This window comes from Ectopseudomonas alcaliphila, assembly GCF_900101755.1.
In the GTDB taxonomy this organism is placed as follows: Bacteria; Pseudomonadota; Gammaproteobacteria; order Pseudomonadales; family Pseudomonadaceae; genus Aquipseudomonas; species Aquipseudomonas alcaliphila.
Map to the genome: position 1 here is coordinate 1 of NZ_FNAE01000012.1, position 25,724 is coordinate 25,724.

Annotated in this window: 28 protein-coding genes and 1 pseudogene; 9 read left to right on the plus strand and 20 right to left on the minus strand. The window is 61.9% G+C overall.

All coding sequences use genetic code 11. The features are described 5' to 3' along the window. Both BLR77_RS25340 and BLR77_RS23145 read left to right on the plus strand, forming a co-directional pair. Positions 1–72, plus strand: a pseudogene (locus BLR77_RS25340) (organic hydroperoxide resistance protein); the annotation flags it as partial. A gap of 59 nt (positions 73–131) precedes the next feature. Continuing rightward, positions 132–392, plus strand: a complete 261-nt coding sequence (locus BLR77_RS23145) for a DUF2790 domain-containing protein (protein WP_074682298.1) — start codon at positions 132–134, stop codon at positions 390–392. A 98-nt stretch (positions 393–490) separates the two neighbouring features. Here BLR77_RS23145 and xerD read toward each other — a convergent pair whose 3' ends face one another. The 7 genes from xerD to ffh form a co-directional block, all read right to left on the minus strand. Next, positions 491–1,387 carry a site-specific tyrosine recombinase XerD gene (gene xerD, locus BLR77_RS23150; protein WP_074682300.1) on the minus strand — a complete coding sequence of 299 codons (897 nt, stop codon included), beginning with the start codon at positions 1,385–1,387 and terminating at the stop codon, positions 491–493. Between the two features lie 91 nt (positions 1,388–1,478). Beyond that, positions 1,479–1,892: an acyl-CoA thioesterase gene (locus BLR77_RS23155; protein WP_074682302.1), complete on the minus strand. Its 414-nt coding sequence runs from the start codon at positions 1,890–1,892 to the stop codon at positions 1,479–1,481. Positions 1,893–1,973: 81 nt separating this feature from the next. Continuing rightward, on the minus strand, positions 1,974–2,324 hold the full coding sequence (gene rplS, locus BLR77_RS23160; protein ID WP_045734872.1) for a 50S ribosomal protein L19: 351 nt from the start codon (positions 2,322–2,324) through the stop codon (positions 1,974–1,976). A gap of 42 nt (positions 2,325–2,366) precedes the next feature. After that, the gene (trmD, locus tag BLR77_RS23165; RefSeq protein WP_074682304.1) at positions 2,367–3,110 is read right to left on the minus strand and encodes a tRNA (guanosine(37)-N1)-methyltransferase TrmD; all 744 of its coding nucleotides are present in this window, start codon (positions 3,108–3,110) and stop codon (positions 2,367–2,369) included. 5 nt (positions 3,111–3,115) lie between these two features. Next, the gene (gene rimM, locus BLR77_RS23170; protein WP_074682306.1) at positions 3,116–3,652 is read right to left on the minus strand and encodes a ribosome maturation factor RimM; all 537 of its coding nucleotides are present in this window, start codon (positions 3,650–3,652) and stop codon (positions 3,116–3,118) included. Positions 3,653–3,660: 8 nt separating this feature from the next. Further along, on the minus strand, positions 3,661–3,912 hold the full coding sequence (gene rpsP, locus BLR77_RS23175) for a 30S ribosomal protein S16 (protein ID WP_003246162.1): 252 nt from the start codon (positions 3,910–3,912) through the stop codon (positions 3,661–3,663). A gap of 141 nt (positions 3,913–4,053) precedes the next feature. Then, a complete protein-coding gene (gene ffh / locus BLR77_RS23180) occupies positions 4,054–5,433 on the minus strand; it encodes a signal recognition particle protein (protein ID WP_074682308.1) in 1,380 nt (459 codons plus the stop codon). Positions 5,434–5,590: 157 nt separating this feature from the next. Between ffh and BLR77_RS23185 the strand changes: the two genes are divergently transcribed. Both BLR77_RS23185 and BLR77_RS23190 read left to right on the plus strand, forming a co-directional pair. Next, complete coding sequence (locus BLR77_RS23185; RefSeq protein ID WP_074682310.1) at positions 5,591–6,391, plus strand: cytochrome C assembly family protein; 801 nt, start codon at positions 5,591–5,593, stop codon at positions 6,389–6,391. 10 nt (positions 6,392–6,401) lie between these two features. Next, positions 6,402–7,688, plus strand: coding sequence for an HlyC/CorC family transporter (locus BLR77_RS23190; protein ID WP_074682312.1), 1,287 nt, complete (start codon positions 6,402–6,404; stop codon positions 7,686–7,688). Here the strand turns inward: BLR77_RS23190 and BLR77_RS23195 are convergent. Genes BLR77_RS23195 through BLR77_RS23215 form a run of 5 tightly spaced genes read right to left on the minus strand, consistent with a single transcriptional unit; the run spans position 7,660 to position 10,935 of the window. Further along, the gene (locus BLR77_RS23195) at positions 7,660–8,394 is read right to left on the minus strand and encodes an SGNH/GDSL hydrolase family protein (protein WP_074682314.1); all 735 of its coding nucleotides are present in this window, start codon (positions 8,392–8,394) and stop codon (positions 7,660–7,662) included. The genes BLR77_RS23190 and BLR77_RS23195 overlap by 29 nt on opposite strands. Next, on the minus strand, positions 8,391–9,572 hold the full coding sequence (gene purT / locus BLR77_RS23200; RefSeq protein WP_074682316.1) for a formate-dependent phosphoribosylglycinamide formyltransferase: 1,182 nt from the start codon (positions 9,570–9,572) through the stop codon (positions 8,391–8,393). Before purT ends, BLR77_RS23195 begins: the two co-directional genes overlap by 4 nt. A gap of 21 nt (positions 9,573–9,593) precedes the next feature. Beyond that, positions 9,594–9,794, minus strand: coding sequence for a DUF1289 domain-containing protein (locus BLR77_RS23205; RefSeq protein ID WP_074682318.1), 201 nt, complete (start codon positions 9,792–9,794; stop codon positions 9,594–9,596). Beyond that, the gene (locus tag BLR77_RS23210) at positions 9,787–10,311 is read right to left on the minus strand and encodes a gamma carbonic anhydrase family protein (protein ID WP_074682320.1); all 525 of its coding nucleotides are present in this window, start codon (positions 10,309–10,311) and stop codon (positions 9,787–9,789) included. Before BLR77_RS23210 ends, BLR77_RS23205 begins: the two co-directional genes overlap by 8 nt. A gap of 21 nt (positions 10,312–10,332) precedes the next feature. Continuing rightward, positions 10,333–10,935: a CoA pyrophosphatase gene (locus tag BLR77_RS23215; RefSeq protein ID WP_074682420.1), complete on the minus strand. Its 603-nt coding sequence runs from the start codon at positions 10,933–10,935 to the stop codon at positions 10,333–10,335. A 149-nt stretch (positions 10,936–11,084) separates the two neighbouring features. Between BLR77_RS23215 and BLR77_RS23220 the strand changes: the two genes are divergently transcribed. After that, positions 11,085–11,639 carry an NUDIX hydrolase gene (locus BLR77_RS23220; protein ID WP_074682322.1) on the plus strand — a complete coding sequence of 185 codons (555 nt, stop codon included), beginning with the start codon at positions 11,085–11,087 and terminating at the stop codon, positions 11,637–11,639. Positions 11,640–11,656: 17 nt separating this feature from the next. Then, entirely contained in the window at positions 11,657–12,160 is a 504-nt protein-coding gene (locus BLR77_RS23225) for a L,D-transpeptidase family protein (protein WP_074682324.1), read from the plus strand. Between the two features lie 46 nt (positions 12,161–12,206). Here BLR77_RS23225 and BLR77_RS23230 read toward each other — a convergent pair whose 3' ends face one another. The 3 genes from BLR77_RS23230 to purL all read right to left on the minus strand — a co-directional run bounded on the left by BLR77_RS23230 (position 12,207) and on the right by purL (position 16,986). Further along, positions 12,207–12,524 carry a YqfO family protein gene (locus BLR77_RS23230; RefSeq protein ID WP_074682326.1) on the minus strand — a complete coding sequence of 106 codons (318 nt, stop codon included), beginning with the start codon at positions 12,522–12,524 and terminating at the stop codon, positions 12,207–12,209. A 156-nt stretch (positions 12,525–12,680) separates the two neighbouring features. Further along, positions 12,681–12,950: a CDGSH iron-sulfur domain-containing protein gene (locus BLR77_RS25945; RefSeq protein ID WP_074682328.1), complete on the minus strand. Its 270-nt coding sequence runs from the start codon at positions 12,948–12,950 to the stop codon at positions 12,681–12,683. 139 nt (positions 12,951–13,089) lie between these two features. Continuing rightward, the gene (gene purL / locus BLR77_RS23240; RefSeq protein ID WP_074682330.1) at positions 13,090–16,986 is read right to left on the minus strand and encodes a phosphoribosylformylglycinamidine synthase; all 3,897 of its coding nucleotides are present in this window, start codon (positions 16,984–16,986) and stop codon (positions 13,090–13,092) included. 167 nt (positions 16,987–17,153) lie between these two features. On the opposite strand from purL, the gene mltF reads away from it, so the two are divergent. After that, positions 17,154–18,620: a membrane-bound lytic murein transglycosylase MltF gene (gene mltF / locus BLR77_RS23245; RefSeq protein ID WP_074682332.1), complete on the plus strand. Its 1,467-nt coding sequence runs from the start codon at positions 17,154–17,156 to the stop codon at positions 18,618–18,620. A gap of 4 nt (positions 18,621–18,624) precedes the next feature. Here mltF and BLR77_RS23250 read toward each other — a convergent pair whose 3' ends face one another. Genes BLR77_RS23250 through BLR77_RS23260 form a run of 3 tightly spaced genes read right to left on the minus strand, consistent with a single transcriptional unit; the run spans position 18,625 to position 21,020 of the window. Further along, complete coding sequence (locus BLR77_RS23250) at positions 18,625–19,080, minus strand: hypothetical protein (RefSeq protein ID WP_074682333.1); 456 nt, start codon at positions 19,078–19,080, stop codon at positions 18,625–18,627. A 33-nt stretch (positions 19,081–19,113) separates the two neighbouring features. Continuing rightward, positions 19,114–19,590, minus strand: a complete 477-nt coding sequence (gene tadA, locus BLR77_RS23255) for a tRNA adenosine(34) deaminase TadA (protein WP_074682334.1) — start codon at positions 19,588–19,590, stop codon at positions 19,114–19,116. 56 nt (positions 19,591–19,646) lie between these two features. Further along, positions 19,647–21,020, minus strand: coding sequence for a multicopper oxidase family protein (locus BLR77_RS23260; RefSeq protein WP_074682422.1), 1,374 nt, complete (start codon positions 21,018–21,020; stop codon positions 19,647–19,649). A gap of 185 nt (positions 21,021–21,205) precedes the next feature. Here BLR77_RS23260 and BLR77_RS23265 point away from each other — a divergent pair, with 185 nt between their 5' ends. Further along, complete coding sequence (locus BLR77_RS23265; RefSeq protein WP_083366119.1) at positions 21,206–21,670, plus strand: hypothetical protein; 465 nt, start codon at positions 21,206–21,208, stop codon at positions 21,668–21,670. Between the two features lie 2 nt (positions 21,671–21,672). Further along, positions 21,673–22,182 carry a hypothetical protein gene (locus BLR77_RS23270; protein WP_074682335.1) on the plus strand — a complete coding sequence of 170 codons (510 nt, stop codon included), beginning with the start codon at positions 21,673–21,675 and terminating at the stop codon, positions 22,180–22,182. An 88-nt stretch (positions 22,183–22,270) separates the two neighbouring features. Here the strand turns inward: BLR77_RS23270 and BLR77_RS23275 are convergent, their stop codons facing one another. Further along, positions 22,271–24,394 (minus strand): TonB-dependent siderophore receptor, encoded by a 2,124-nt coding sequence (locus BLR77_RS23275; protein WP_074682336.1) that lies wholly within the window; start codon positions 24,392–24,394, stop codon positions 22,271–22,273. 641 nt (positions 24,395–25,035) lie between these two features. After that, positions 25,036–25,662, minus strand: coding sequence for a hypothetical protein (locus BLR77_RS23280; protein ID WP_074682337.1), 627 nt, complete (start codon positions 25,660–25,662; stop codon positions 25,036–25,038). Positions 25,663–25,724: the final 62 nt, after the last annotated feature.

Consider the following 25,724-nt stretch of genomic DNA (forward strand, 5'->3'; position numbering starts at 1 on the left):
CGCGCGCACATCGTCTGCCCGTACTCCAACGCCACCCGCGGCAACATCGACGTCACCTTGACCATCGTCTGACAGCTAGCAGCCAGCGCTCGCGGCCAAAGCCCGAGCGCGGCCCCAAGAGGAGAACCACCATGAAAACCCGCACCCTGTTCGCCACCGCCCTGACTGCTCTCGCGCTCAGCGCGTCGCTCACCACCCTCGCCCACAGTGCCGAGGCCACGCCCTACCGCTACGGCCAGAACCTGGATATCGCCAAGGTGATTTCCATCGACGTGCCCAACAGCCCGCAGTGCGAAGTGGTCACGGCGAAGATGACCTACCGCAACAGCGCGGGTGACGTGGAAGTTCTCGGCTACGAACAACTCTCCAGCGCCTGTGCCAGCCAGAGCTGATGGTCATCACGACCAACTCGCCCGGCAAGCCAAAGTGCAGCGCCTGAAAACAACAAACCCCGCCACCGGCAACGGTGGCGGGGCTTGCTCGTGACCCGTCAGCCGCGCGGATGGTGCTGCGCATGCAACTCCTGCAGGCGAGCGCGAGCGATGTGAGTGTAGATCTGCGTGGTGGACAGATCGCTGTGACCCAGCAACATCTGCACCACGCGCAGATCAGCACCGTGATTGAGCAGATGAGTCGCGAAAGCGTGGCGCAATGTGTGCGGCGACAACGCCTTGCTGATACCTGCAACCTGAGACTGATGCTTGATGCGATGCCAGAAGGTCTGCCGAGTCATCTGCTCACCACGCAGGCTGGGGAACAGCACATCGCTGGGTTTACCACCCAGCAACAACGGACGCGCCTCGCGTGTGTAACGCTCGATCCAGGCAATGGCCTCTTCGCCCAGTGGCACCAGGCGCTCCTTGCTGCCTTTACCGAACACCCGCAGCACGCCCTGGCGCAGATTGACCTGCTCCAGCGTCAGACTCACCAGCTCACTGACGCGTAAACCGCAGGCATAGAGCACCTCGAGCATGGCGCGATCACGCAGACCGATGGGGTCATCCAGATCCGGCGCCTGCAGCAGCGCTTCGACATCCGCTTCGGACAATGACTTGGGCAGTGGCCGACCGATCTGCGGCAACTCGATCTGCAGCGTCGGGTCTTCGCTGATCAGCGTTTCGCGCAGCAAAAAGCGGTAGAAGCCACGCAGACCAGAGAGAAAGCGTGCGGTGGAACGCGCCTGATAGCCTTGCTCGAGACGCCAGGCCAGGTGATCGAGAATGGCGTCACGCCCGATATGCTGCAGCGCCAGGCCGCGTCCGTCGAGCCAGGCATTGAAGTGCTCCAGATCACTGCGATAGGCGGCCTGAGTGTGGGCGGAAAGGCCCTTTTCCAACCATAGCGCTTCGAGGAAGCGCTCGATGAGGGGGTGAGTCAGCGCGGGCATCGATTGACCTTCAATTACACAGCAAGCAAGTGTTCCACAGCCTACACCCGACGCACCAGCAGGCCAGCCTGACGATCAGACAGGCACATGACTAGCCAATGAAGCCCGGCAAGACCGGCACGGGTTTCTGCTGATCATCGACGGCGACGAAGCTGAAACTTCCGCTGATCGCCCGCTCGCGCCCTTCCTGATACAGCCCCTCGACGAATACTTCGACTTCCACCTTGAGGCTGGTATTGCCCACCTTGATCACCCGCCCAACCAACTCGACGATGGAGCCGGCCGGTATCGCATGCTTGAAATCGATGCGATCACTGGACACCGTGACCAGCGGCAAACGGCAGAAACGCGTGGCAGCGATGAACGACACTTCGTCCATCCAGGCCAACGCCGTGCCACCGAATAGGGTGTTGTGATGATTGGTGGTCGGCGGAAACACCGCCTTGGTCACGCGGGTTTCCGACAGCGCGATGCGCCGCTGAATCTCTTGCTCTCTCGGGGTCATGCCATTGCCACTGATGATTACTGGAGGCCAGAAACGACAAAAGCAGCCCGTAGGCTGCTTTTGTCAGAGAAGCGTCCGAACTTAGGACAGCTTTTCCTTGATGCGCGCGGCTTTGCCGGACAGGTCGCGCAGGTAGTACAGCTTGGCTTTGCGCACGTCACCGCGACGCTTGACTGCCAGGCTGTCGACCAGCGGGCTGTAGGTCTGGAAGGTACGCTCGACACCAACACCGCTGGAGATCTTGCGCACGGTGAAGGCGCTGTTCAGGCCGCGGTTACGCTTGGCGATAACCACGCCTTCGAAAGCCTGCAGACGCTGACGGTCGCCTTCCTTCACTTTCACCTGAACCACTACGGTGTCACCCGGGGCGAAAGTCGGGATTTCTTTGTTCATCTGCTCAGCTTCGAGCATCTGGATAATCTTGTTGGTCATGCTGCGCTCCTAAGACAAGCCTCCCGGCCCGTCATCGATACGTTAACTATCGTCCCGCTGGCGGATGTATTCCTCCAGCAGCTTCTTCTCTTCTCCAGAAAGCGAGCGGCTATCCAGAAGATCAGCGCGGCGTTGCCAGGTCCGACCAAGGGACTGCTGCAAACGCCAGCGCCGGATGTGTTCGTGGTTGCCACTAAGCAACACGTCGGGAACACGTTTATCCGCATACACCTCCGGGCGGGTGTAGTGCGGGCAGTCGAGCAGGCCATCCGTAAAGGAGTCCTCCTCGGCCGAATCGGCATGACCCAATGCACCAGGCAAAAGGCGCGTCACCGCATCAATCAGCACCATGGCCGGCAGCTCACCGCCGGACAGGACGTAGTCGCCAATCGACCATTCCTCATCGACATGCGCTTCTATGAAACGCTCGTCGATGCCTTCATAACGACCAGCGATCAGGATCAATGCATCCTCCTGCGCCAGCTCGCGGACCGCTGCCTGATTAAGGCGACGCCCCTGCGGCGACAGGTAGATCACCTTCGCCGTCTCTCCCGCGGCTTGCCTGGCACTGGCCAAGGCATCCTCGAGAGGCTTGATCTTCATCACCATTCCCGGACCACCGCCGAAAGGGCGATCATCCACCGTATGGTGACGATCCGTCGTGTAGTCTCGCGGATTCCAGCAATTGAGCTTGAGCAGCTCCTGCTTGACCGCGCGACTGGTGATGCCGTACTCGCCGATGGCGGCAAACATTTCCGGAAACAGGGTGATGACTTCTACGCGCATAAGCCTTAGAAATCCGCATCCCAGTCGACCCGCATCTCGCCAGCTGCCAGGTCGATCGAAAGCACGCACTGCCCCGTGTAGGGCAACAGACGCTCGCGATCATCCAGACTGCCCGCGCAGGGCTTGACCACCATCACATCGTTGGCACCGGTTTCGAACAAGTGGTCGATCACACCGAGCAACTGCTCTGCCTGATCAATGACCTTCAAGCCCTGCAACTGGTACCAATAGAACTCGCCATCTTCCAGTTCTGGCAGCTCGCTACGCGGCACGCAAATCTCAAAACCGGCGTAGGTACGCGCGATTTCTCGATCATCCAGACCCTTCAACTTGGCTACCAGCACCTTGCCCTGAAGGCGGCCGCTGGTCAGTTCCACTTTCTTTACCTCACCGTCACGCTTGAGCGTCCAGTTGCGGTAATCGAGCACGTTATCGATGGGATCGGTAAAGGAATACACCTTCACTTCACCCTTGACGCCGTGCACCGAAACAATCTTGCCGAGAACGATCAAATCCTCGGCGACGGCCGGCGTCGTACTCATAAAGATGCTTAGGCAGCAGCCTTGGCAGCTTCCTTGAGCAGCTGAGCAACACGCTCAGACGGCTGAGCGCCCTGGCCCAGCCAGTAGGTCGCACGCTCTTGGTCGACGGAAAGACGCACTTCGCCACCAGCAGCGATCGGGTTGAAGAAACCGATACGCTCAACGAAACGACCATCGCGCGCATTGCGGCTGTTGGTCACGGTCAGGTGGTAGAAGGGGCGCTTTTTGGAGCCGCCACGAGCAAGACGGATGGTTACCATGTGAACATCGTTCCTATAGTCGGTGCTAACTTGAGGCACACATTAAAAATGGGCCTGGGCCCGAAAGGCCGCATATTTTAAGGATTATGCGGCGGTTTGCAAATCTCTTTTTCCGTACGGCCATCGGCCGGGGTGCAGACCTCAGAATTTCGGCATTCCGCCGCCACCTGGGAGCATGCCACCCATGCCGCGCATCATCTTGGCCATACCACCCTTGGCGGTGAATTTCTTCATCATCTTCTGCATCTGCTTGTGCTGCTTGATCAGGCGACCAATGTCCTGCACCTGGGTACCGGAGCCCAGAGCGATGCGGCGCTTGCGCGAGCCACTGATGATGTCAGGGTCGCGACGCTCGGCGGGCGTCATCGAGTTGATGATCGCCTCCATCTGCTTGAACTGCTTCTCGGCCGCGCCCTGAGCGCTACCCATCTGCGACAGGTTGACGCCACCGATGGACGGCAGCTTGTCCATCAGGCCGCCGAGGCCGCCCATGTTCTTCATCTGCTGCAGCTGATCACGGAAGTCTTCGAGATCGAAGCCCTTGCCCTTCTTCAGCTTCTTGGTGAGCTTCTCGGCCTTCTCGCGATCAAGAGTCTGCTCGGCCTGCTCGATCAGGCTGAGCACGTCACCCATGCCGAGGATGCGCGAAGCGATACGATCCGGATGGAAGGGCTCGAGCGCGTCGCTCTTCTCGCCCATACCAATGAACTTGATCGGCTTGCCGGTGATATGGCGTACGGACAAGGCCGCACCGCCACGGGCATCACCGTCGACCTTGGTCAGCACCACGCCTGTCAGCGGCAGCGCTTCACCAAAGGCCTTGGCGGTGTTGGCGGCATCCTGGCCGGTCATGGCGTCGACCACGAACAGCGTTTCGACCGGGTTGACTGCAGCATGCAGTGCCTGGATCTCGGCCATCATCTCGGTATCCACGGCCAGACGACCGGCGGTATCGAGGATGACCACATCGATGAATTTCAGTTTGGCTTCGCGAATCGCTGCGTTGGCGATATCCACCGGCTTCTGGCTGGCATCGGAGGGGAAGAAGGTCACCCCGAGATCGCCTGCCAGAGTTTCCAACTGCTTGATTGCAGCCGGGCGATAGACGTCGGCGGAGACCAGCAGCACCGACTTTTTCTTGCGCTCCTTGAGGAATTTGGCCAGTTTGCCGGCGGTGGTGGTTTTACCCGCCCCCTGCAGACCCGCCATCAGCACCACGGCAGGCGGCGCTGCATTGAGTGCCAGATCTTCGTTGGCCGCGCCCATCAGCTCTTCCAGCTCGGCGCGGACGATTTTCACGAACGCCTGCCCCGGGGTCAGGCTCTTGGAGACTTCGGTACCAACGGCGCGATCCTTGACCTTGCCGACGAAGTCCTTGACCACCGGCAGAGCCACGTCGGCCTCGAGCAGGGCCATGCGCACTTCGCGCAGCGTATCCTTGATGTTGTCTTCGGTCAGCTTGGCCTTGCCCGTGACGTTACGCAGCGTCTGGGACAGGCGATCGGTAAGATTTTCGAACATGCGCGTTCCTTCGATAGGGGCGACCCGGCGCGCCGGGCGTGCGACAGGCGGCGGATTATAGCGGAGTCGCCGAGCTGCCGACACCGCCGGCAGTCTTTCGTGCTGAGGTCCTTCTGTGCCACACTCAGCGCCTTTCGGGCTCGCCTTACACGGATTTATGCACCCTCTGTTGCCCAGCCTCGCCGCCGCCCTCCTCTATGCCGGCGCCGCCGCTTACCAAGGACTGCGCCTTACGCAGCGCAGCATTCCTGACAAACGTCTGCTCGCGCTGCTTGGCGTGGTCGCGCTTTGCCTTCACGGCGTCAGCCTGTTCTACCAGCTGTACGGCGCCCACGGCCTTTATCTGGACTTCTTCAATGCCGCCAGCCTGATCGCCAGCGCGGTCATTGCCCTGATTCTGCTGGCCTGCCTGCGCATACCGGTGGAGAACCTGCTGTTACTCCTGTTCCCGCTCGGCACGCTGACCGTGCTGGCAGCGGAGTTCATGCCCAGTGGCACCATCAATCCGATCAACGAGCACCCCGGCATCCTCGCCCACATTCTGTTCTCGATCCTGGCCTACGGCATGCTCACCATCGCCGTGTTCCAGTCGATCCTGTTGCTGCTGCAGGACCATCAGCTCAAACACAAGCATCCGTCCGGGCTGATCCGCAATTTCCCGCCGCTGCAAACCATGGAGACGCTGCTGTTCGGCTTTCTCTTCGCGGGCTGGCTGCTGCTGTCGCTGTCGCTGCTGTCCGGCGCGCTGTACATCGATGATCTGCTCGCCCAGCACCTGGCGCACAAGACCATTCTTTCCTGCTTCGCCTGGGTGGTATTCGCCGTGCTGCTATGGGGTCGCCACCAGCTCGGCTGGCGCGGCCACAAGGCCATTCGCTGGACCCTCGCCGGGTTCTGCCTGCTGATGCTGGCCTACTTCGGCAGCAAGCTGGTACGCGAATTCATCCTGCACATCTGAGGCAGACGTCGTGAACGACATTCATTCGAGCTACCTGCTCGGCCTGCTGATTTTCCTCATTCTCTGCTCGGCGTTCTTCTCCAGCTCCGAGACCGGCATGCTCAGCCTCAACCGCTACCGGCTCAAGCACCTGGCCAAGGAAGGACACAGCGGCGCCAAGCGCGTCACCCGCCTGCTGGATCGCCCGGACCGCCTGCTCGGCACCATCCTGGTCGGCAACAACGTGGTCAACATCCTCGCCGCCTCCATCGCCACGGTGCTGGCGGTGGACATGTGGGGGGAAGCCGGTATCGCCATCGCCACCGCCGGCCTGACCATCGTCGTGCTGATCTTCGGCGAGATCACCCCCAAGACCCTGGCCGCGCTGCGCCCAGAACTGGTGGCCTTCCCCGCCAGTCGCGTACTCAGCCTGCTGCAGCGCGTGCTCTACCCGGTGGTATGGCTGACGGGAGCGATCAGCAATGGCCTGCTGCGCCTGCTGGGCGTCGACCCGGCGCAGCGCGCCAGCGACAGCCTATCCACCGAGGAATTGCGCAGCGTGGTGCGCGAATCGGGTTCGGAGCTGCCGAAGAACCGCCAGGACATGCTGCTGGGCATCCTCGACCTTGAGCGGGTCACGGTCGACGACATCATGATTCCGCGCAACGAAGTGACCGGCATCGATCTCAACGACGACCTGGAAATCATCATCGGCCAGTTGCGCAGCACCTCGCACACGCGCCTGCCGGTGTTTCGTGGCGACATCAACCAGATCGAAGGCGTGGTACATATGCGCCAGATCGCCCGCCTGCTGAGCCATAACCAACTGACCAAAGAAACGTTGCTGGCAGCCTGCAACGAGCCTTACTTCATCCCCGAAAACACACCACTGGCGACCCAGCTGATCAACTTCCAGAAGCAGAAGCGGCGCATCGGCATCGTCGTCGACGAATATGGCGATGTGATCGGCATCGTCACCCTGGAAGACATCCTCGAAGAAATCGTCGGCGACTTCAGCAACCAGGACAGCCTGCGCAGCCCGGACATCCATCCGCAGGAAGATGGCACCCTGGTCATTGATGGCGCCGCCTACATTCGCGAAGTGAACAAGACCCTCGGCTGGCACCTGCCCAGCGACGGCCCCAAGACCCTCAATGGCCTGATCACCGAAGCGCTGGAGAGCATCCCGGACAGCGGCGTGTGCCTGAAGATCGGCCCCTACCGCCTGGAGATTCTCCAGGCGGCGGAAAACCGGGTGAAGAGCGTTCGCGTCTGGCAGGTGGAAAAGGTCAAGCCAGACGCAGCAGCGACGGAGTAAGGCGCTCAGCCAGGCCATCGGCCCACTGCCGATAGCCCAATGCCGACGGATGATAGCCATCCTCGGCCAGGTAGCGCGCCTCGAACGGCAGATCCAGCACGCAGTGCAGCGCGCCCAGACGCTGCGCCAGACGCTGCAGCTCCTGGTCCAGCAAGCTGGCTCGCCAGCCCATCAACTGCCGCAACAACCACGGCAAGGCACTGAAATGCTGCAACGGCGGCACGCCGCTGAACGCCACGCGGCAGCCCTGCCCTTCCAACGCATTAGCCATTCCGGCAAGCGCCTGCAGCCAGCGCTTGCTCGCCGTGAGGTGGGTGGTGTCATTGACACCGAACACCAGCAGCGCCAGGTCGGCCGGCTCCGCCAAACCCAGCGGTAGCAGGCGCTCATGAGCCTGAGGCGCAGTGATGCCGTTCTCGCCACAGGCGCGCCAGCGTATCGGCCGACCAAGGCGCTCGGCCAAGGCGACCGCCAGGCAACTCGCCAGGGACTGATCGAAGGTGGTGACCCCGACGCCCGCCACGGTCGACTCACCGATCAGCAGCAGGCGTAAAGGCTCACCCGGCAAATGCGCAGCGGCGATGCCACTTGACTCGCCCTGCGCAACCGGCAGACGCAATGCCGTGCGCCGGGTGTGCAAGGCCAGAGGCAGCGCCAATGGCAGCAGTGGCAGTGTCGCCAGCCACCACAGCGCATGCCGACTCACAACTGGACGCGAACCGCTTGCGCGCTGCGCAGCGCCTTGGCGCGAGCAGTTTCGATGGATTCGTCACGCGCCAGCGCCACACCCATGCGGCGCTGGCCTTTGACTTCCGGCTTGCCAAACAGGCGCAACGCAGTGTCTTCCTCACTCAGCGCGGCGCCGAGGTTGGCGAAACTGGCCTGCTGCGAATTGCCCTCGACCAGAATCACCGCCGAAGCCGACGGCCCCATCTGGCGAATAACAGGAATCGGCAGGCCGAGAATGGCGCGCGCATGCAGGGCGAACTCGGACAGCTCCTGAGAGATCAGCGTCACCAGGCCCGTGTCGTGCGGGCGCGGCGAGACTTCACTGAACCATACCTGGTCACCCTTGACGAACAGCTCGACGCCGAACAGACCGCGCCCGCCCAGCGCTTCGGTCACTGCCAGCGCCACGCGCTCGGACTCGGCCAGGGCCTTGGGGCTCATCGGCTGCGGCTGCCAGGACTCCTGATAGTCGCCGTTCTCCTGACGATGGCCAATCGGCGCACAGAAGCTGGTGCCACCGACATGGCGCACGGTGAGCAAGGTAATTTCGTAATCGAAATCGATGAAGCCCTCGACGATCACCCGCCCCTTGCCGGCGCGACCGCCTTCCTGAGCGTAGTCCCAGGCACGCTGCAGGTCGGCGTCGCTCTTCAGCACGCTCTGGCCCTTGCCGGAAGAGCTCATGATCGGCTTGACCACGCAGGGGTAGCCGACGGATTTCACCGCCGTGGCGTAATCCTCGAAGGTGTCGGAGAAATGGTACGGCGAGGTGGGCAAGCCCAGCTCCTCTGCCGCAAGACGACGAATGCCTTCGCGGTTCATGGTCAGCTGTGCGGCACGTGCGGTCGGCACCACGTTGAAACCTTCGGCCTCCAGCTCAACCAGAGTAGTGGTGGCGATGGCCTCGATCTCGGGCACGATGTAATGCGGCTGCTCCTTCTCGATAACCGCGCGCAGGGCCGCGCCGTCGAGCATGTCGATCACGTGGCTGCGGTGCGCCACCTGCATGGCAGGGGCATTGGCATAGCGATCCACACCGATGACTTCGCAGCCCAGGCGCTGCAGTTCGATCACCACTTCCTTGCCCAGCTCGCCGCAGCCACACAGCAGTACACGGGTCGCGGAAGACGACAAAGGGGTTCCAATACGGGGCATGAGGGTTCCTCGAACAGTGAATCAGGAAGGAGTCATTAAGAGACCTGAAGCACGGGCGCGCTCCAGGCAGCGTTGCAGCACCTCGCGGCGCTCGGCATTGTCCATGCGGCCCCAGCGGGTGATTTCGGCGACGGTACGCTGACAGCCGATGCAGACATCCTGCTCATCCAGCGCACAGACATGCACGCAGGGCGAGCGCACCGGTTTTTCCAAATCACTCATCGTCAGGTACCAGCTCGCGAGCGTAGCGCTGCGCATTATGAACGTAATGAGCGGCGCTGGCCTCCAGCATCTTCTTCTGCGCCTCGGTCAGCTCGCGCACCACCTTGCCAGGACTGCCCATGACCAGACTGCCATCAGGAATCACCTTGCCCTCGGGAATCAGGCTGTTGGCGCCGATGATGCAGTACTTGCCGATTTTGGCGCCGTTGAGGATCACCGCATTGATGCCGATCAGGCTGTAATCGTCCACCGTGCAGCCATGCATCATCACGTTGTGACCCACGGTGACGCCCTTGCCCAGGGTCAGCGGAAACCCCATATCGGTATGCATGACGCTGCCGTCCTGCACATTGCTGTTCTCGCCGATATGGATGAGTTCGTTATCGCCACGCAGCACCGCGCCGAACCAGACGCTGGCCCCCGCCTCCAGACGAACCTTGCCGATCAGATCGGCGCTTGGCGCGACCCAGCTGTCGGGATGGGCGTCGACACGGGAGCTTCCCAGGCGGTATTTCATGCTCGTCAGTCCTCGGCGCTATCAGCGCAGGTGTATGAAATGTTCGGGTGGCTGGTGCAGGGCAATGCCGGCGTCGTAGACGAGATTGACCAGCTCAACCACCATGATCGCGGTGAGCCCCCAGATGCGGTACTCACCATAGGTGTAAGACGGCACGTACCAGCTGCGCCCAAGGTAATCGATGCGGTGCGTCATCTCGCGCGGGTCGCTGCGGAAGAACTCCAGCGGCACCGAGAACACCGCGGCGATCTCGGCATCATTGGCCTTGTACTCCACGTAGTCCGGCACCAGGCCGACGTATGGCGTGACCTCGATGCCGTGCCGCGAGACCAGGCTGCTGAGCGGCCCAACGATCTCAACCAGCCCTGGCGGCAGACCGATTTCCTCTTCGGCCTCACGCAGCGCGGTGTCCACCAGGTCACGATCTTCCGGGTCGCGCCGCCCCCCCGGAAAGGCGACCTCGCCGCTGTGGGTCGACAAACCGCTGGCGCGCAGGGTCAGCACCAGCTCAGGTTCATCACTGCGGGTTATCGGGACCAGCACCGCCGCCTCGGGGAAGCTGCGCTCGGTCTCCAGAGGACGCGGGCTGTAGCCGCGCACACGATGGAGCAACTCGTCCAGCATGGGCATACTCGGAGTCTTGTTTTGCCAGGCATCATGGCATGAAAGCAGCCGGCCGCCCAACCCCGACGACAGGACAGGCCGGCCTGAATCGCGGGCTTGCCGGCCAAGACGCAGACCGCCAAGATAACGCCAGAAAAAGAGGACCGGGCATGAAATTCTGCAGTCAGTGCGGCAACCCCGTGACCCGTATGATCCCGGCGGGCGACAACCGTATGCGCCACGTCTGTGGTCACTGCGCCACCGTGCATTACGAGAACCCGCGCATCGTCGCCGGCTGCCTGCCCGTATGGCGTGACCAGGTGCTGCTGTGCCGGCGCGCCATCGAGCCACGCCGTGGCTACTGGACATTGCCGGCCGGCTTCATGGAAAACGGCGAAACCATCGAACAGGCCGCCGCTCGTGAAACCCTAGAAGAAGCCTGCGCCCGCGTGCGCGACCTCAGCCTCTACACCCTGTTCGACCTGCCGCACATCAGCCAGGTGTACATGATGTTTCGCGCCGAACTGGTCGATCTGGATTTCGCCATCGGCGAAGAGAGCCTGGAGGTAAGGCTGTTCGAGGAATCGCAGATCCCTTGGTCAGAGCTGGCTTTCCCGACCATAGGCCGTACCTTAGAATGCTTCTTCGCCGACCGTCGGCAGAATCTCTTTCCGGTACGCAACGAGCCACTCGAAGCGCTGCGCGCCCATTACACACCCCGTTGACCCTGCGGACGTTCCCGATGCGTTGGTTGTTGCCCCTGCTTTGCCTGACTCTCAGCCTCAACGCCCTGGCCAGCACCACACCCGCGACCAGCAGCCGCACCGTGGACAAGGTGCTGGTGCTCAAGTCCGAACGCAAACTGCATCTGCAGCAGCGCGGCGAGACCATCAAGTCCTACCGCATTTCCCTGGGCAAGCAGCCCAATGGCGCCAAGCAGCGCGAGGGCGACCTGCGCACACCGGAAGGTTTCTACTGGATCGACTGGCGCAAGCCGAGCGACAAGTACCAACTGTCGCTGCACATCTCCTACCCCAACGCGCGCGACCTGGCCAAGGCCAAGGAAGCCGGGGTGCCACCGGGCAGCATGATCATGATCCACGGCACGCCATTGGATGAGGAATACCCGGAGTGGTTCTTCCACACCCTCGACTGGACCGAAGGCTGCATCGCCATGAAGAACGACGACATGCGCGAAGTGTGGAGCCTGGTCAAGGATGGGACGCTGATCGAAATAAGGCCTTGAGCCGCTGCATCGAAAAAGGCGCCGTCGGCGCCTTTTTCATATCGATTCAAAACTGCAGATCGGACAAACGCCAGACATCGAAGGCCGGCGTTTCGTAAGGATGAGTCTTCTTCAGAGCCTTGACCGCATCGTGGATCAGCTCGTCGGCAACGACCATTTCCACTTTCCACTCGGCAACCTGCTCGATGCTACCGACCTGCCCAATGAACGGCTGGCTACCCTCCAGGGCGCGGAACTGGCCATGACCGAGCACCTGCCAGCAACAGCTGTCGTAAAGACCTACACGCCCGCCTCCCGCTGCGAACACCGCCTTTTTCACCGGTTCCAGATGAGACTCCGGCACGTAGAAACACAGTTTGTACATCAAGTTCTCCGCAAATGGGCAACCGAACAACAGACAAGCCATGACACCAATATGATGTCATTTAGCCATGGAGTTGTCTTGAGATCACCCACACAAATCCGCACGCAGCATTAAGACGATTCGCTGCTTTCGACTCAGGGGACGGGCATGGCGTTCTCAGCGAACGCGGAAAAAACGCCGCCATCTGTCGGCCAGACCAGTGGCCGGCGGGCTGTGACTGCCATCGCAGTAGGGCAGGTTTGCGGATCGGTTACAGCGGCACAACAAGAGGCGCTGCTCGCGCTCGGGGCGCAGAATCAGAGAGTGGGCGCAGTTGGATGTGCAGTTGGGCATGTCGGGGGAATGCCCGCAGCGACACAGGCGATGGGTTTCACCGGGCTTGACCAGGCGAACTTCGGGGAGGATCTGCTGGGAGTCATCGGCCATGGTGGGGCCTGTGTAGCCTGGATGAAATCCGGGTGAGAGGTGTCGCGTCGGTTTTCCCGGATTGCATACGGGCTACGCGCCCTGCCCCCCTCTCCCGCAAGCGGGAGAGGGTCAGCAGAAAGCCGCTACGCGGCCGCTATTAGTCCACCCACACTCGGGCGTTGCGGAACATGCGCATCCAGCCGCCGTCTTCCTGCCACTCGTCCGGGCACCAGGAGTTCTGCACGGCGCGGAACACGCGCTCCGGGTGCGGCATCATGATGGTCACGCGGCCGTCGCGACTGGTCAGGCCGGTGATGCCACGCGGCGAACCGTTGGGGTTGGCCGGGTAAGCTTCGGTGACCTTGCCATGATTATCGACGTAACGCAGGGCCACGGTGCCGGACAGATCGGCCTCCAGCAGCGCCTCTTCGCTTTCGAACTCGGCATGACCTTCACCGTGAGCGATGGCGATCGGCATGCGCGAACCAGCCATGCCCTGCAGGAAGATCGACGCCGACTCCTGGATCTGCACCATGGCCACGCGCGCTTCGAACTGCTCGGAGCGGTTGCGCACGAAGTGCGGCCAGAACTCGGTGCCAGGGATCAGCTCGTGCAGGTTGCTCATCATCTGGCAGCCGTTGCACACGCCGAGAGCGAAGCTGTCGCGACGCTCGAAGAAGCCCTGGAAGGCATCGCGGGCGCGGGCGTTGAACAGCACCGACTTGGCCCAACCCTCACCGGCGCCGAGCACGTCGCCGTAGGAGAAGCCGCCGCAAGCCACCAGGCCTTTGAACTCTTCCAGGCTGACGCGACCGGCGAGGATATCGCTCATGTGCACGTCGATGGCGGAGAAACCGGCGCGGTCGAACGCGGCAGCCATTTCCACCTGGCCGTTGACGCCCTGCTCACGCAGGATCGCCACCTGCGGACGCACACCCTTCTTGATGTAAGGCGCAGCGATGTCCTGGTTGACGTCGAAGCCGAGCTTGATCGACAGACCGGGGTTGTCTTCTTCCAGCAGCAGATCGAATTCCTGATCCGCGCCCTGCGCGTTGTCGCGCAGACGCTGGATGCGGTAGCTGGTCTCGGCCCACTGACGCTGCAGCAGGCGGCGCTCACCGGCGAACACCGGCTCACCGTTGAAGCTGATGCTGACCTCGCCGTTGTTCACGGCCTGGCCAATCACGGCCACGCAGTCGTCCAGACCGGCGGCGCTGAACTGCGCCAGCACTTCCGGAGTGGCGTCCTGGCGTACCTGGATCACCGCACCCAGCTCTTCGTTGAACAGCACGGCCGGCAGCTCGGAGCTGTCGTCAGCCAGGGCGTCGAGGTTCAGCGACAGACCGCAGTGACCGGCAAAGGCCATTTCCAGCACGGTGGTCAGCAGGCCACCGTCGGAACGGTCGTGGTAAGCCAGCAGGTGGCCGTCGGCATTGAGGCCCTGGATCACGGCGAAGAAGGCCTTGAGGTCTTCGGCGTCGTCGAGGTCCGGCACCTGCTGGCCAATCTGCGAATAGACCTGCGCCAGGATCGAGGCGCCCATGCGGTTCTGGCCACGGCCGAGGTCGATCAGAATCAGATCGGTCTCGCCCTTGTCCATGCGCAGTTGCGGGGTCAGGGTCTGGCGGATGTCCTGCACCGGGGCGAAACCGGTGATCACCAGCGACAACGGCGCGGTCACGCTCTTGTCGACGCCCTCGTCCTGCCAGCGGGTTTTCATGGACATGGAGTCCTTGCCCACCGGAATGGTGATGCCCAGCGCCGGGCACAGCTCCATGCCGACAGCCTTGACGGTGTCATACAGGCGGGCGTCTTCGCCGGGGTGGCCGGCAGCCGCCATCCAGTTGGCCGACAGTTTGATGTCGGACATCTTCTCGATGCGTGCAGCGGCCAGGTTGGTAACGGTCTCTCCCACCGCCATGCGGCCGGAAGCCGGCGCGTCGAGCAACGCCAGCGGCGTGCGCTCGCCCATGGCCATGGCTTCACCGGTATAGACGTCGAAGCTGGTGGCGGTAACGGCGCAGTCGGCCACCGGCACCTGCCACGGGCCGACCATCTGATCACGCGCGACCAGGCCGGTGATGGTGCGGTCGCCGATAGTGATCAAGAAGCTCTTGCTGGCCACGGCCGGGTGATGCAGCACACGGCCCAGCGCTTCTTCAATGTCGACGCTGGCGGCGCTGAAATCATCGCCCTGCTCCGCTTCGCGAGCCACGCTGCGGTGCATGCGCGGCGGCTTGCCCAGCAGCACTTCCAGCGGCATATCCACCGGGGTGTTGCTGAAGTGGCTGTCGGTCACGGTCAGGTGCGGCTCGGCAGTGGCCTCGCCGACTACGGCGAAGGGGCAGCGCTCACGCTCGCAGATGGCCTTGAAACGCTCGAAGTCGGCAGCATCCACGCTCATCACGTAGCGCTCCTGCGACTCGTTGCACCAGATTTCGTGCGGAGCCATGCCCGGCTCGTCGTTGGGCACGTTGCGCAGCTCGAAACGACCGCCACGGCCACCGTCGTTGATCAACTCCGGCAGGGCGTTGGAGATGCCGCCGGCGCCGACGTCGTGGATGAACTTGATCGGGTTGGCGTCACCCAGCTGCCAGCAGCGGTCGATGACCTCCTGACAACGGCGTTCCATTTCCGGGTTCTCGCGCTGCACCGAGGCGAAGTCCAGATCGGCCGAGCTGGCACCGGTGGCCATCGACGAAGCAGCACCGCCGCCCAGACCGATGAGCATGGCCGGGCCACCGAGCACGATCAGCTTGGCGCCGACCGAGATCTCACCCTTCTGTACGTGGTTCTCGCGAATGTTGCCGAGGCCGCCGGCGAGCATGATCGGCTTGTGGTAGCCGCGCACTTCCTCACCGCGCGGGCTGCTGACCGCCTGCTCGAAGGTACGGAAGTAGCCGTTGAGTGCCGGACGACCAAATTCGTTGTTGAATGCGGCGCCACCCAGCGGGCCTTCGATCATGATGTCCAGCGCGCTGACGATGCGCTCGGGCTTGCCGTAGGGCTTTTCCCAGGGCTGGAGGAAATCGGGGATGTTCAGGTTGGAGACCGAGAAACCGGTCAGGCCGGCCTTCGGCTTGGCGCCACGACCGGTCGCGCCTTCGTCGCGAATCTCGCCGCCGGAGCCGGTGGAGGCGCCGGGGAACGGGGCGATGGCGGTCGGGTGGTTGTGCGTTTCCACCTTCATCAGAATATGCACAGGCTCCTGCACCGCGCCGTACTGGCGGGTATCCGGATTGGGGAAGAAACGCCCAGCGGTGTGGCCGACAATGACCGAGGCGTTGTCCTTGTAGGCGGACAGCACGCCTTCGTTGTGCATCTGGTAGGTGTTCTTGATCATGCCGAACAGCGACTTGTCCTGGCTCTCGCCATCGATGTCCCAGCTGGCATTGAAGATCTTGTGGCGGCAGTGCTCGGAGTTGGCCTGGGCGAACATCATCAGTTCGATGTCGTGCGGATTGCGCCCCAGATCATTGAAGCTCTTCACCAGGTAGTCGATTTCGTCCTCGGCCAGGGCCAGGCCCAGATCCTGGTTGGCCTGCTCCAGCGCGGCGCGGCCACCGCCGAGCACGTCGACGGCGGTCAGCGGCTTGGGCTGGGCGTGGCTGAACAGCGCAGCGGCGTCCTCGAGGGCGCTCAGCACCAACTGGGTCATGCGGTCGTGCAGCAGCGCGGCGACAGCGGCACTGTCAGCCTCGCTCAGTTCGCCGCTGACGTAATAGGCGATACCGCGCTCCAGGCGCTGAACCTTGGCCAGGCCGCAATTACGGGCGATGTCGCTGGCCTTGCTAGACCAGGGCGAGATGGTGCCGAAACGCGGAATGGTCAGGAACAGCTTGCCGCTGGGTTCCTGCACCGGCACGCTCGGGCCGTACTTGAGCAGACGCGCCAGCACTTGTTCCTCATCGGCGTTGAGCACGCCGGTGACGTCGGCGAAATGCGCGAACTCGGCGTACAGCCCGGTCACGGCCGGCACCTTGCTGGTCAGTTGCTCGAGCAATTTGCCATGGCGGAAAGCGGAAAGGGCGGGAGCGCCGCGCAGAATCAACATCGTCGGAACAGCCTCTGGGAAGGGGTGTGCTGGAGGCCGGGCATTCTACCCTAAAGCGTTGGCCTGCGGCACCTGTAGCCAGGCGCTTAAAGGACGAACGCGCACTAGCAGAGAAGCGAAGCGCTGTCGAGATATGGCACCGCCTGCGCTTTGCGTATACTGCGCCGATGTTTGCACGACCTGCGATACGCATGCGTTGCGCCACAGGGCTGTTGGCGATTGGAACCCTCCTGATGCTTGCTGGCTGTGGCGAAGACCCCAAGCCCAGCGTACTCGAGCAGGCAAAGGCGGAGGGTGAGCTGCGCGTGGTCACTCGCAACAGCCCCGCCACCTACTTCCAGGACCGCAACGGCGCCACCGGTTTCGAATACGAACTGGCCAAGCGCTTCGCCACCGATCTCGGCCTCGAACTGAAGATCGAAACCGCGGACAACCTCGACAACCTGTTTTCCAGCCTCGACCTCGCCAACGGCCCGGTAATGGCCGCCGCCGGCCTGGTGGACACGCCACAGCGCCAGCGCCAGGCACGCTTCTCGATTCCCTATCTGGAAGTCACGCCACAGGTCATCTATCGCCAGGGCGAGAGCCGGCCGACCAAACCCGAAGACCTGGTCGGCAAGCGCATTCTGGTGCTGGCTGGCAGCAGCCATGCCGAACAGCTGACCGCACTCAAGCTGGAACAGCCGGAGCTGGAGTTCGAGGTATCCGACGCCGTCGAGGTGGTCGACCTGCTGCGCATGGTCGATGAAGGACAGATCGACCTGACCCTGGTCGATTCCAACGAGCTGGCGATGAACCAGGTGTACTTTCCCAACGTGCGGGTCGCGTTCGACCTGGGCGACACCAACACCATGCGCTGGGCGGTAGCCGCTGGCGAGGATGACAGCCTGCTGGTGGAGATCGACGCCTTCCTCGAACGCTCCGAGGCCAACGGCACCCTGCAGCGCCTGAAAGAACGCTACTACGGCCATGTCGACGTGCTCGGCTATGTCGGCGCTTACACCTTCGCCCAGCACCTGCAGCAGCGCCTGCCGCGCTACGAGAAAATGTTCCGCCAGGCCGGTCACGCCAATCAGGTTGACTGGCGCCTGCTCGCCGCCATGGGCTATCAGGAGTCGCTGTGGCAACCCAACGCCACGTCCAAGACCGGCGTACGCGGCCTGATGATGCTCACTCAGCGCACTGCTCAGTCGGTCGGGGTCTCCAACCGCCTCGACCCCAAACAGAGCATCGACGGCGGTGCCCGTTACTTCATCCAGGTTCACCAGCAACTGCCGGAAGGCATCGTCGAGCCGGACCGCACCTGGTTCGCCCTGGCCGCCTACAACGTCGGTGGCGGCCACCTGGAAGATGCGCGCAAGCTGACCGAAGCCGAAGGGCTGGACCCGAACAAGTGGGCCGACGTGCAGAAGATCCTGCCGCGTCTGGCGCAAAAGCAGTGGTACAGCAAGACCCGCTACGGCTATGCCCGCGGCGGCGAACCGGTGCACTTCGTGCGCAACATCCGTCGTTACTACGACATTCTTACCTGGGTCACCCAGCCACAGCTGGAAGGCACGCAAGTGGCCGAGAGCGGTATCCACCTGCCCGGCATCGACAAGCGCAAGCCGGAAGAAGAAACCCCGCCGCTCTAAGCTTTCAGAGCAAACTCTGATTCCCCACCGCACAGCGGCTGATCGCCTGCCGCGCCTGCGGCAAGCCTTTGAGGCGCGTGGCGCACTGCGCCTGACTCGGTATCCGCTCGACCTGCAGATTGGCCTGCTCGTCGATGCTGATCAGATAGGGATGGTTGTAACGCGCGCGGTCGTTCCAGCCACTGAAGCGCTGAGTGGTTAACACGCAGCGATAATCCAGATGCCCGGTAAAGCCCTGAAAGCGATCACGCATGAAGATGTGGTGATAACGCTGCCAGTCGCGATCACGCTGGCCGACACGCACGGCCTCCTGACACTCTGCAAGCGTGGTGATCTGCGGCTCGTGCAGGAAAATGCTCTGCGCCAGGTTGGAGCCGCCCAGTTGCACGCTGGCGACCAGATACACCTCCGACTGCTCAGCGAACGCAGGCGCAGCCAGGAGCGCCAGCAGACTCAACATCCGTTTGTTCATGCTCATTCCCTTTAAGAACGCTCAGCCTCGCCGAGCCTTGAAGAAATCTTTCAGCAGCGCCCCGCTCTCCTCGGCCAGCAATCCTCCCTCCACCCGCACGCGGTGGTTGAGAAAGCCCTGGTCGAAGAATTGCCCCTGACTGATCGCCACCCCCGCACGCGGCTCGCTGGCGGCGAACACCACCCGGGCGATGCGCGCATGCACGATCAGGCCGGCGCACATGCTGCAGGGCTCCAGCGTGACGTATAGGGTGCTGCCTGGCAGCCGATAGTTCTGCACACTTTGCGCCGCCGCGCGGATCGCCACCATCTCGGCGTGGGCACTGGGGTCGTGACGCAGAATCGGGCAGTTGAAGCCCTGCCCGACCACCTCGCCATCCTGCACCAGCACGGCGCCGACCGGCACCTCGCCCTGCTCCGCGCCCAGACACGCCTGCGCCAGCGCCAGGCGCATGAAATGCTCGTCACGCGAGCGATCGATGATCTGCGGTCGTTTCATTGCATCAATCCGAAGGGGGACCGCGCTGCTAGGCGGACCTGAAAACGGCGCCTACCCTACACCACTTCGATGGCTGCCATCAGCCCCGTTTCCATATGGTCGATCACGTGGCAATGGAACATCCACACGCCAGGATTATCGGCAACGAAGGCGATGCGCGCGGTCTCGTTCTTGCCCAGCAGATAGGTGTCGGTGAAATACGGAATGATCTTGCGCCGGTCCGAGCCCAGCACCTTGAAGGTCATGCCGTGCAGGTGGATCGGGTGCTGATACTGCGCCATGTTGCGCAGCACGAAGATGTAGTGACCATCCTTCTGCAGCGTCGCGATCGGGCGATCGGCACAGGTCTTGTCGTTGATGTCCCAGGCCTGACCGTTGATCTGCCAGTATTTGTAGCGACCGGCGGCCTCGTCGGACGGCGAGGCCAGCGCGGCGGCCCACTCGAAGTTGAAGCGCAACGTCTCGGCACGTGACAAGTCAGGCTCGGCGACAGGGTTGGCCGGCAGCGCCGGCGGCCAATCTCCAGCCGCCTCTGCGCTGGCGATGCCCTTCAGCGTTGCCAGGCGCAGCGGGCCATTGCGCAGGGATAGTTCCTCTCCGGCAACCGGCACCTTCAGCGCCAGGTCGATACGCATGCCTGGCCCCAGCCAGTACTCCTTGCCCAGCGGGCGCGGCTCGACCGGATTACCGTCCAGTGCATAGATGCGCGCTTCACCACCCGGCAGGTTGAGGCGATAAGTGACGGTGTTGTCGACATTGATCAGGCGCAGTCGCACGATCTGCCCTTCCGGCAGTTCGAGCGTTGGGTTCGGCTCACCATTGATGGTCGTCAACCGCCCGCGGGTCCCCTCGCGCGCAGCCTGACGCGGTACCAGAAAGTCGGTGAAGGCGCCCTGTTCATCGATATGCCAGGTCTTCAGGCTCAGCGTGCGCTCATGGCGGAAGCCCGTCGGCTCGCGTTCCTCGACGATCAGCGGCCCGACCAGGCCACGCCCCAGCTGCTCGGCGCTGGTGGTGTGCGGGTGGTACCAGAAGCTGCCAGCATCGTGGCAGATGAAGTCATAGTCGAAGTACTCGCCCGGCAGCACCGGCGCCTGAGAAACATAGGGCACACCGTCCATTTCCAACGGCAAACGAATGCCATGCCAGTGGATGGTGCTCTGCTGCTCCAGCTTGTTGATGAAGCGCACCCGCAGGCGCTCGCCCTGGCGGCAGCGCAACTCGACGCCGGGCGCCTGACCGCCATAGCCCCAGGCCGGCGTCACATGTCCCGGCACCAGCTCAAGATCCAGCGGTGCGGCGATCAGCTCGTAGTCATGGGTCGCCACATTCTCCGGGCGCCCGAGCCAGTAACGCACACCACCAGCGCCCAGGCCGGCAACACCCAGGCCAGCCAGACCGGCGAGCACCTGTCTACGGGTAAACGACATCTTCATCCTCGGCAATCTACGGGCATACTCAATTGCGGTATCTTCTCATTTTCATGAAGAAAGAGACGAGTCCGGCCGAAGGACTTATTGCCGCAGATAAACGCACAAAATGCCGCAGACGACCGCGACCATCCTGCCGACGCCCCAGTAGAATGGGCGCCCACTAAGAGGGATATCGGTACGACATGGATTGGTTCGAGTTGGCAATGGGCCTCGCAATTACACTGCTTACCCCATTGCTTCTGCTCTTCTGGGTGGTGCTGATGGCAGGCATCGGCCAATGGCTATACGAGGGCGCACGCAGCCTAGGCCGTCCTCATAGCCTGGTCGAGGCCCGGATCATCGATCAACGTCAGATCGATACACGCATTCGCGGCAACCGCATCAGCTGGATCGGCATACGAACCGTCTACAGGCTGCGCTATGAATACGCTGGCCAGACGTATGAAATCGAGTACCTGGTCCGAGACGAGCCGCAGGTCATGCTCGACAAGGATGCGGGTACCTTCAACCTTTACGTCCCCCACGACCGGCCTGCTCATGCGCAAGCGGAACACCACCCAAGCCAACTCATTTACGGGCTCATACTGGTTGGTGCGATGGCCTACGGCAGCTGGCTGACAGCGCCCTTTCTTGTGTTCTGGCAATAGTCATGGAAATCATTTTCTTCACGCTCCTGCTGGTGGTCGGAGGGCTGTTATGGCTCGGCTTGATCGCCATTGCGCTGGGAGCCTACTACCTGCTCGGGCGCCTCATACTGAAAAGCATGAGGCAGGCATTTCTCCGACCTGGCACCGCCCAGATTACCGCCTATGAAATCTGGACCCCGGACCTGAAGGAAGACGACGCGGAAGATGCCCGACCGTTGATCCGCCTGGCACTGGACTGCGAACGACACGGCCAGCATTTCAGGCTCAACCTGGGCCCGCTGACATGCCAGGAGCTTTTTGCAGCACTCGATCAACCGGTGCATCGCGCTGCCTGCTGGATGACCATCGAAGACTGGCAACAGTTGCTGCAGGGACGCTGGATTACAGTCGCCTGTGACCCCGGGCGAACCGAGGCGATCCTGACCAGCCAGGTACGTGCCAAGCGCGAGATGCTGGTTGCGGCACTGCTCGCGCTTGCCACAATCGTTCTACTGGCACTGCTGCAGACATGAAAAAACCGGCCGAAGCCGGTTTTTTCATTGAGCCCTGGAGCCAATGCCAATCAATGGAACCTGGCCCATCCAGGACACTTGGGCCGACTTACCAGCTGTAGCTCAGCTTGGCGGTAACCTCACGGCCCGGGTTGTAGTAGTCAGCAGTACCGGAGCCGACCACGTGCTGCTCATCCAGCAGATTGCTGACGTTCAGAGCCAGATCCGTACCCTTGACGATGTTGTAGGTGAAGGCAGCGTCAAACACTGTAGCGGCATCGCTTTTATCGGTATTGGCGGCGCCAAAATAGTATTCACCAATGTAACGGGCACCCAGGCCTACGCTCACCTTCGTGCCCGGCACAGCGTAGTAGCTCCAGAGTGAAGCGCTATGCCGTGGAGTGACTTCAAATTCATTGCCTTTGAGAGACGTGCCATCCCACAGCGAGCCGCGAAGCACATCTGACTTCATGTAGGAGTAACCGCCAACCAGGCTCAGGTTCTCGGTCAGCTCGGCCTTGGCCTCCAGATCCAGACCTCGCACCCTTGTCTCACCGACCGTCTGCCGCTCAATACCAACGCCAGGTACAACAACAGCAATGGCGACATTTTCCTGAGTCAAGTCATAGATGGCTGCGGAAAAGAGCGCGTTCATACCAGCAGGTGAATATTTCGCCCCCACTTCATACTGCTTGCCACGCTTCGGAGTGACGCCAATCTCGGGCGGAGACACGGATTCCACCATGCTGACATAGGTCGAAACCTCGTCAGTGACGATGAAGGTCAACGCGCCACGGTAAGACGTTTCAGAAAAACTATCCGACGTTTTGGTCGAGGTGAGCTTGTTCGTCTCCGCAAGATCCATCGAGTCATTGCGTACGCCTGCGGTGACAATAACGCGGTCATAGAACGACAGGTTCTGCTGCAGGAATACCGATTTGGTAGTGTAATCCCGCCGCTGAACAAGGTAGGGCGACAGTCCGCCTGGGGCACCACTGTAGACCGGGTTGGCAATATCGATGGGCGTCGCTCGGGTATAGATAGAGCTGGCGTCAGTTGTAGAGTCGCCGTACTCGACCCCCACCATGGTGCTGCTATCGATATCTCCGAAACGGGCATCGTACTGCAGCATCAGATTACCGTTGACCTGCTCGGCGTCAGTATCGGTACCAAAAGCATCACGGTCGCGCAGTGTTCCCGCTCCTGTCCCGCTCAGGTACAGGTAAGCAAAATCATCCGTCAGCTCGCTGTACCGCAGGTTGCTGCGCAGGATGAAACCGTTGTCGAAATCGTGAGTGAAACTACCACTGATATTGGTGCGTTCCACATCGTGGAAGTTGTAACCAGGCTCACCGAAGAATTCATCGCGGTCATATTCCCTGTCTGTCGGGTAGCCGCCACTGTTGGGGGTACTCTTGGTCTTGAGGTGATCCACGACGAGCGTTGCCGAGGTATAGGCCGTCGGCGCCCAGGTCAGGCCGCCCATGAGGAGCTGATTGTCGTCCTGAGAGTGATCGTACTCACGATCACTGTCCTGGAACTTGCCGGTGAAACGATAAGCCAAGGTCTTATCCGCATTCAGCACATCACCGACGTCGATGCCGGTTTCCCTGTGGTTGAAGGAACCGTAGGTGCCATAGATCTGACCGAACTTTTCGAAGCGCGGTTTCTTGGTCACGAAGTTCACCGAACCACCTGGGTCGGCTGCGCCAAACAACGTGGAGTTGGCGCCACGCAGAATTTCAACGCGCTCGAAGGCGAACGGGTCTTCGCGAACACCGCGCATGGAGCTCAGTGTCAAACCATCGCGGTAAGTGGTCGCCTGGAAGCCACGAATCTTGAAGTAGTCGTTGCGGTCATCGCTGCCGTAGTAGTCGGTGATGACACCTGGCGTGTATTGCAGGAGTTCTTCTGTGGTGTTGACGCTGCGCTGCTCGATTTCCTTCTGGGTCACGACGGAAACGGAAGCCGGGGTATTGAGGATGCTGGTGGCGACCTTGCCGCCGACCCAGAGCTCCTGAGCCACCACCGAGCTGGCATCATCACCTGCCGAGGCCTTGGCGTTGACGATAATCGGCGCGAGGCGGAAGGGTTCGTCCTCTTTGGCAGAGCTTGCCTCTTGCGCGTGAACGTAGAGAGGCGCAGCAACCAGCGGCGTGCAAAACAGAGCAACGCTGGTAACGCGCCGCCAGGGCGCTCGTGTATTGAGAACCCCGTTCTTACTATCGGTCATGCTCATGGTCCTTATCGGTTAAGAGGCGTGTCAGCGGCCTGCCTTGTCATCTTTCTATGGTGGCGATGCCGCCTGGTTGGCGGCGGCAAACATAGCAGAAAACACACATCAAAACGATAATGACTTACATATAGATTTAACAATCTCTCTTGATAACGAACCGGGCATGCGCTAGGCAACGATCCGCCTCAATTGCCTGACCGGAGCACAGCGTGGTCCTGCACTGCTCGCCAGATACAGCACGCACTCCAGCACAGAGCGTTCGTAAGTGCGCCTTGAACTGGATGGCGAGCGTCATGGGCGGGATAACGGATATCCATGGGAGCATCGAGGTACGAGAAACTGAGCTGTTTCCCACGCTGGATCTGCCTGCGCACCCTGTCACCTGCAGGTTGAGCGAAGACGACTGGTCCCAGTTGCTGGAAAGCCGCTGGCTGACGATCGCGCGCAACTGGCGCCAGCGCGAAGCGATGCTCGCCAGCCAGATTCGTCAGGACAGACGCATGCTGCTTCTCAGTTGCCCGAGCCCGGGCCTGCTCGTGCTTCTGGCGACTCTGTCTTTGTTTCAGGGCGGACTGGCCCTGGCAGCGTCCAGGCGTTTACGGGCGGATCACCCATCTACGCCGGAAAAATTTCCCTGTTCAGTCGCATTCAGGTACCTGAGCCATGGTCATGCCCCCACCGAAATTGGCAATGGGTCGCATGACCAGACGGCAGCCGTCCTCTACATCCTGGCCGGCCTGTGCCTCGAGCGATTCGCGTTTGACCCGGTAATCAAACGTCAGGGTGGTTCCGGCAGGCGCACCACCTTCTTCACGAGCCATCGTGACACGCACCTCCAGTCGCACCTCAGCCGGACTGAAAGTGCCCGAAAAGAGGAAGGTACGCCCGTCGCTGACACCTCCCCCGCTGACACGCCCGTCGGCTGCGATGCTCATCTGCACGTCATCCGGCTCGCTGCGCCAGCCGGCATCGTCATAAGTGCCGGGAATCGTCAGCTCGGTCTGCGTGGTGCTGTCCGGAACCTTGCCGCGTAACTGCAGGACCGCCTTGCCCGGTGCGCTGCGCTCCAGCAACACACTTCCCCTTCCGTAGTGCGTGACCGGTTTGCCGGAAGGAGGTGCCACCTTAAAGTCGACTCGACCGGTGTAAGGGCGCTCACCGAAGCGCTCGATCATGTCCTGAGCGAATCCGCAGGGCGCCAGGGGCAGCAGCAGCGCCGTCAGCAACAGGCGCGAATACAAGGCAGATAGCGAGTTACCGGGCATGGAGGCGTCCTTTTCAACGAAATGAAAGTCTAACCCTAGCCAAAGCTTTCAGCCGGCGACAG

Bases quoted from the DNA above. Each gene is read 5' to 3' on its own strand.
- BLR77_RS23145 (WP_074682298.1), top strand. From the start codon at position 132: ATGAAAACCCGCACCCTGTTCGCCACCGCCCTGACTGCTCTCGCGCTC.
- xerD (WP_074682300.1), bottom strand. From the start codon at position 1,387: ATGCCCGCGCTGACTCACCCCCTCATCGAGCGCTTCCTCGAAGCGCTA.
- BLR77_RS23155 (WP_074682302.1), bottom strand. From the start codon at position 1,892: ATGACCCCGAGAGAGCAAGAGATTCAGCGGCGCATCGCGCTGTCGGAA.
- rplS (WP_045734872.1), bottom strand. From the start codon at position 2,324: ATGACCAACAAGATTATCCAGATGCTCGAAGCTGAGCAGATGAACAAA.
- trmD (WP_074682304.1), bottom strand. From the start codon at position 3,110: ATGCGCGTAGAAGTCATCACCCTGTTTCCGGAAATGTTTGCCGCCATC.
- rimM (WP_074682306.1), bottom strand. From the start codon at position 3,652: ATGAGTACGACGCCGGCCGTCGCCGAGGATTTGATCGTTCTCGGCAAG.
- rpsP (WP_003246162.1), bottom strand. From the start codon at position 3,912: ATGGTAACCATCCGTCTTGCTCGTGGCGGCTCCAAAAAGCGCCCCTTC.
- ffh (WP_074682308.1), bottom strand. From the start codon at position 5,433: ATGTTCGAAAATCTTACCGATCGCCTGTCCCAGACGCTGCGTAACGTC.
- BLR77_RS23185 (WP_074682310.1), top strand. From the start codon at position 5,591: ATGCACCCTCTGTTGCCCAGCCTCGCCGCCGCCCTCCTCTATGCCGGC.
- purT (WP_074682316.1), bottom strand. From the start codon at position 9,572: ATGCCCCGTATTGGAACCCCTTTGTCGTCTTCCGCGACCCGTGTACTG.
- BLR77_RS23205 (WP_074682318.1), bottom strand. From the start codon at position 9,794: ATGAGTGATTTGGAAAAACCGGTGCGCTCGCCCTGCGTGCATGTCTGT.
- BLR77_RS23210 (WP_074682320.1), bottom strand. From the start codon at position 10,311: ATGAAATACCGCCTGGGAAGCTCCCGTGTCGACGCCCATCCCGACAGC.
- BLR77_RS23215 (WP_074682420.1), bottom strand. From the start codon at position 10,935: ATGCTGGACGAGTTGCTCCATCGTGTGCGCGGCTACAGCCCGCGTCCT.
- BLR77_RS23220 (WP_074682322.1), top strand. From the start codon at position 11,085: ATGAAATTCTGCAGTCAGTGCGGCAACCCCGTGACCCGTATGATCCCG.
- BLR77_RS23225 (WP_074682324.1), top strand. From the start codon at position 11,657: ATGCGTTGGTTGTTGCCCCTGCTTTGCCTGACTCTCAGCCTCAACGCC.
- BLR77_RS23230 (WP_074682326.1), bottom strand. From the start codon at position 12,524: ATGTACAAACTGTGTTTCTACGTGCCGGAGTCTCATCTGGAACCGGTG.
- BLR77_RS25945 (WP_074682328.1), bottom strand. From the start codon at position 12,950: ATGGCCGATGACTCCCAGCAGATCCTCCCCGAAGTTCGCCTGGTCAAG.
- purL (WP_074682330.1), bottom strand. From the start codon at position 16,986: ATGTTGATTCTGCGCGGCGCTCCCGCCCTTTCCGCTTTCCGCCATGGC.
- mltF (WP_074682332.1), top strand. From the start codon at position 17,154: ATGTTTGCACGACCTGCGATACGCATGCGTTGCGCCACAGGGCTGTTG.
- BLR77_RS23250 (WP_074682333.1), bottom strand. From the start codon at position 19,080: ATGTTGAGTCTGCTGGCGCTCCTGGCTGCGCCTGCGTTCGCTGAGCAG.
- tadA (WP_074682334.1), bottom strand. From the start codon at position 19,590: ATGAAACGACCGCAGATCATCGATCGCTCGCGTGACGAGCATTTCATG.
- BLR77_RS23260 (WP_074682422.1), bottom strand. From the start codon at position 21,020: ATGTCGTTTACCCGTAGACAGGTGCTCGCCGGTCTGGCTGGCCTGGGT.
- BLR77_RS23265 (WP_083366119.1), top strand. From the start codon at position 21,206: ATGGATTGGTTCGAGTTGGCAATGGGCCTCGCAATTACACTGCTTACC.
- BLR77_RS23270 (WP_074682335.1), top strand. From the start codon at position 21,673: ATGGAAATCATTTTCTTCACGCTCCTGCTGGTGGTCGGAGGGCTGTTA.
- BLR77_RS23275 (WP_074682336.1), bottom strand. From the start codon at position 24,394: ATGACCGATAGTAAGAACGGGGTTCTCAATACACGAGCGCCCTGGCGG.
- BLR77_RS23280 (WP_074682337.1), bottom strand. From the start codon at position 25,662: ATGCCCGGTAACTCGCTATCTGCCTTGTATTCGCGCCTGTTGCTGACG.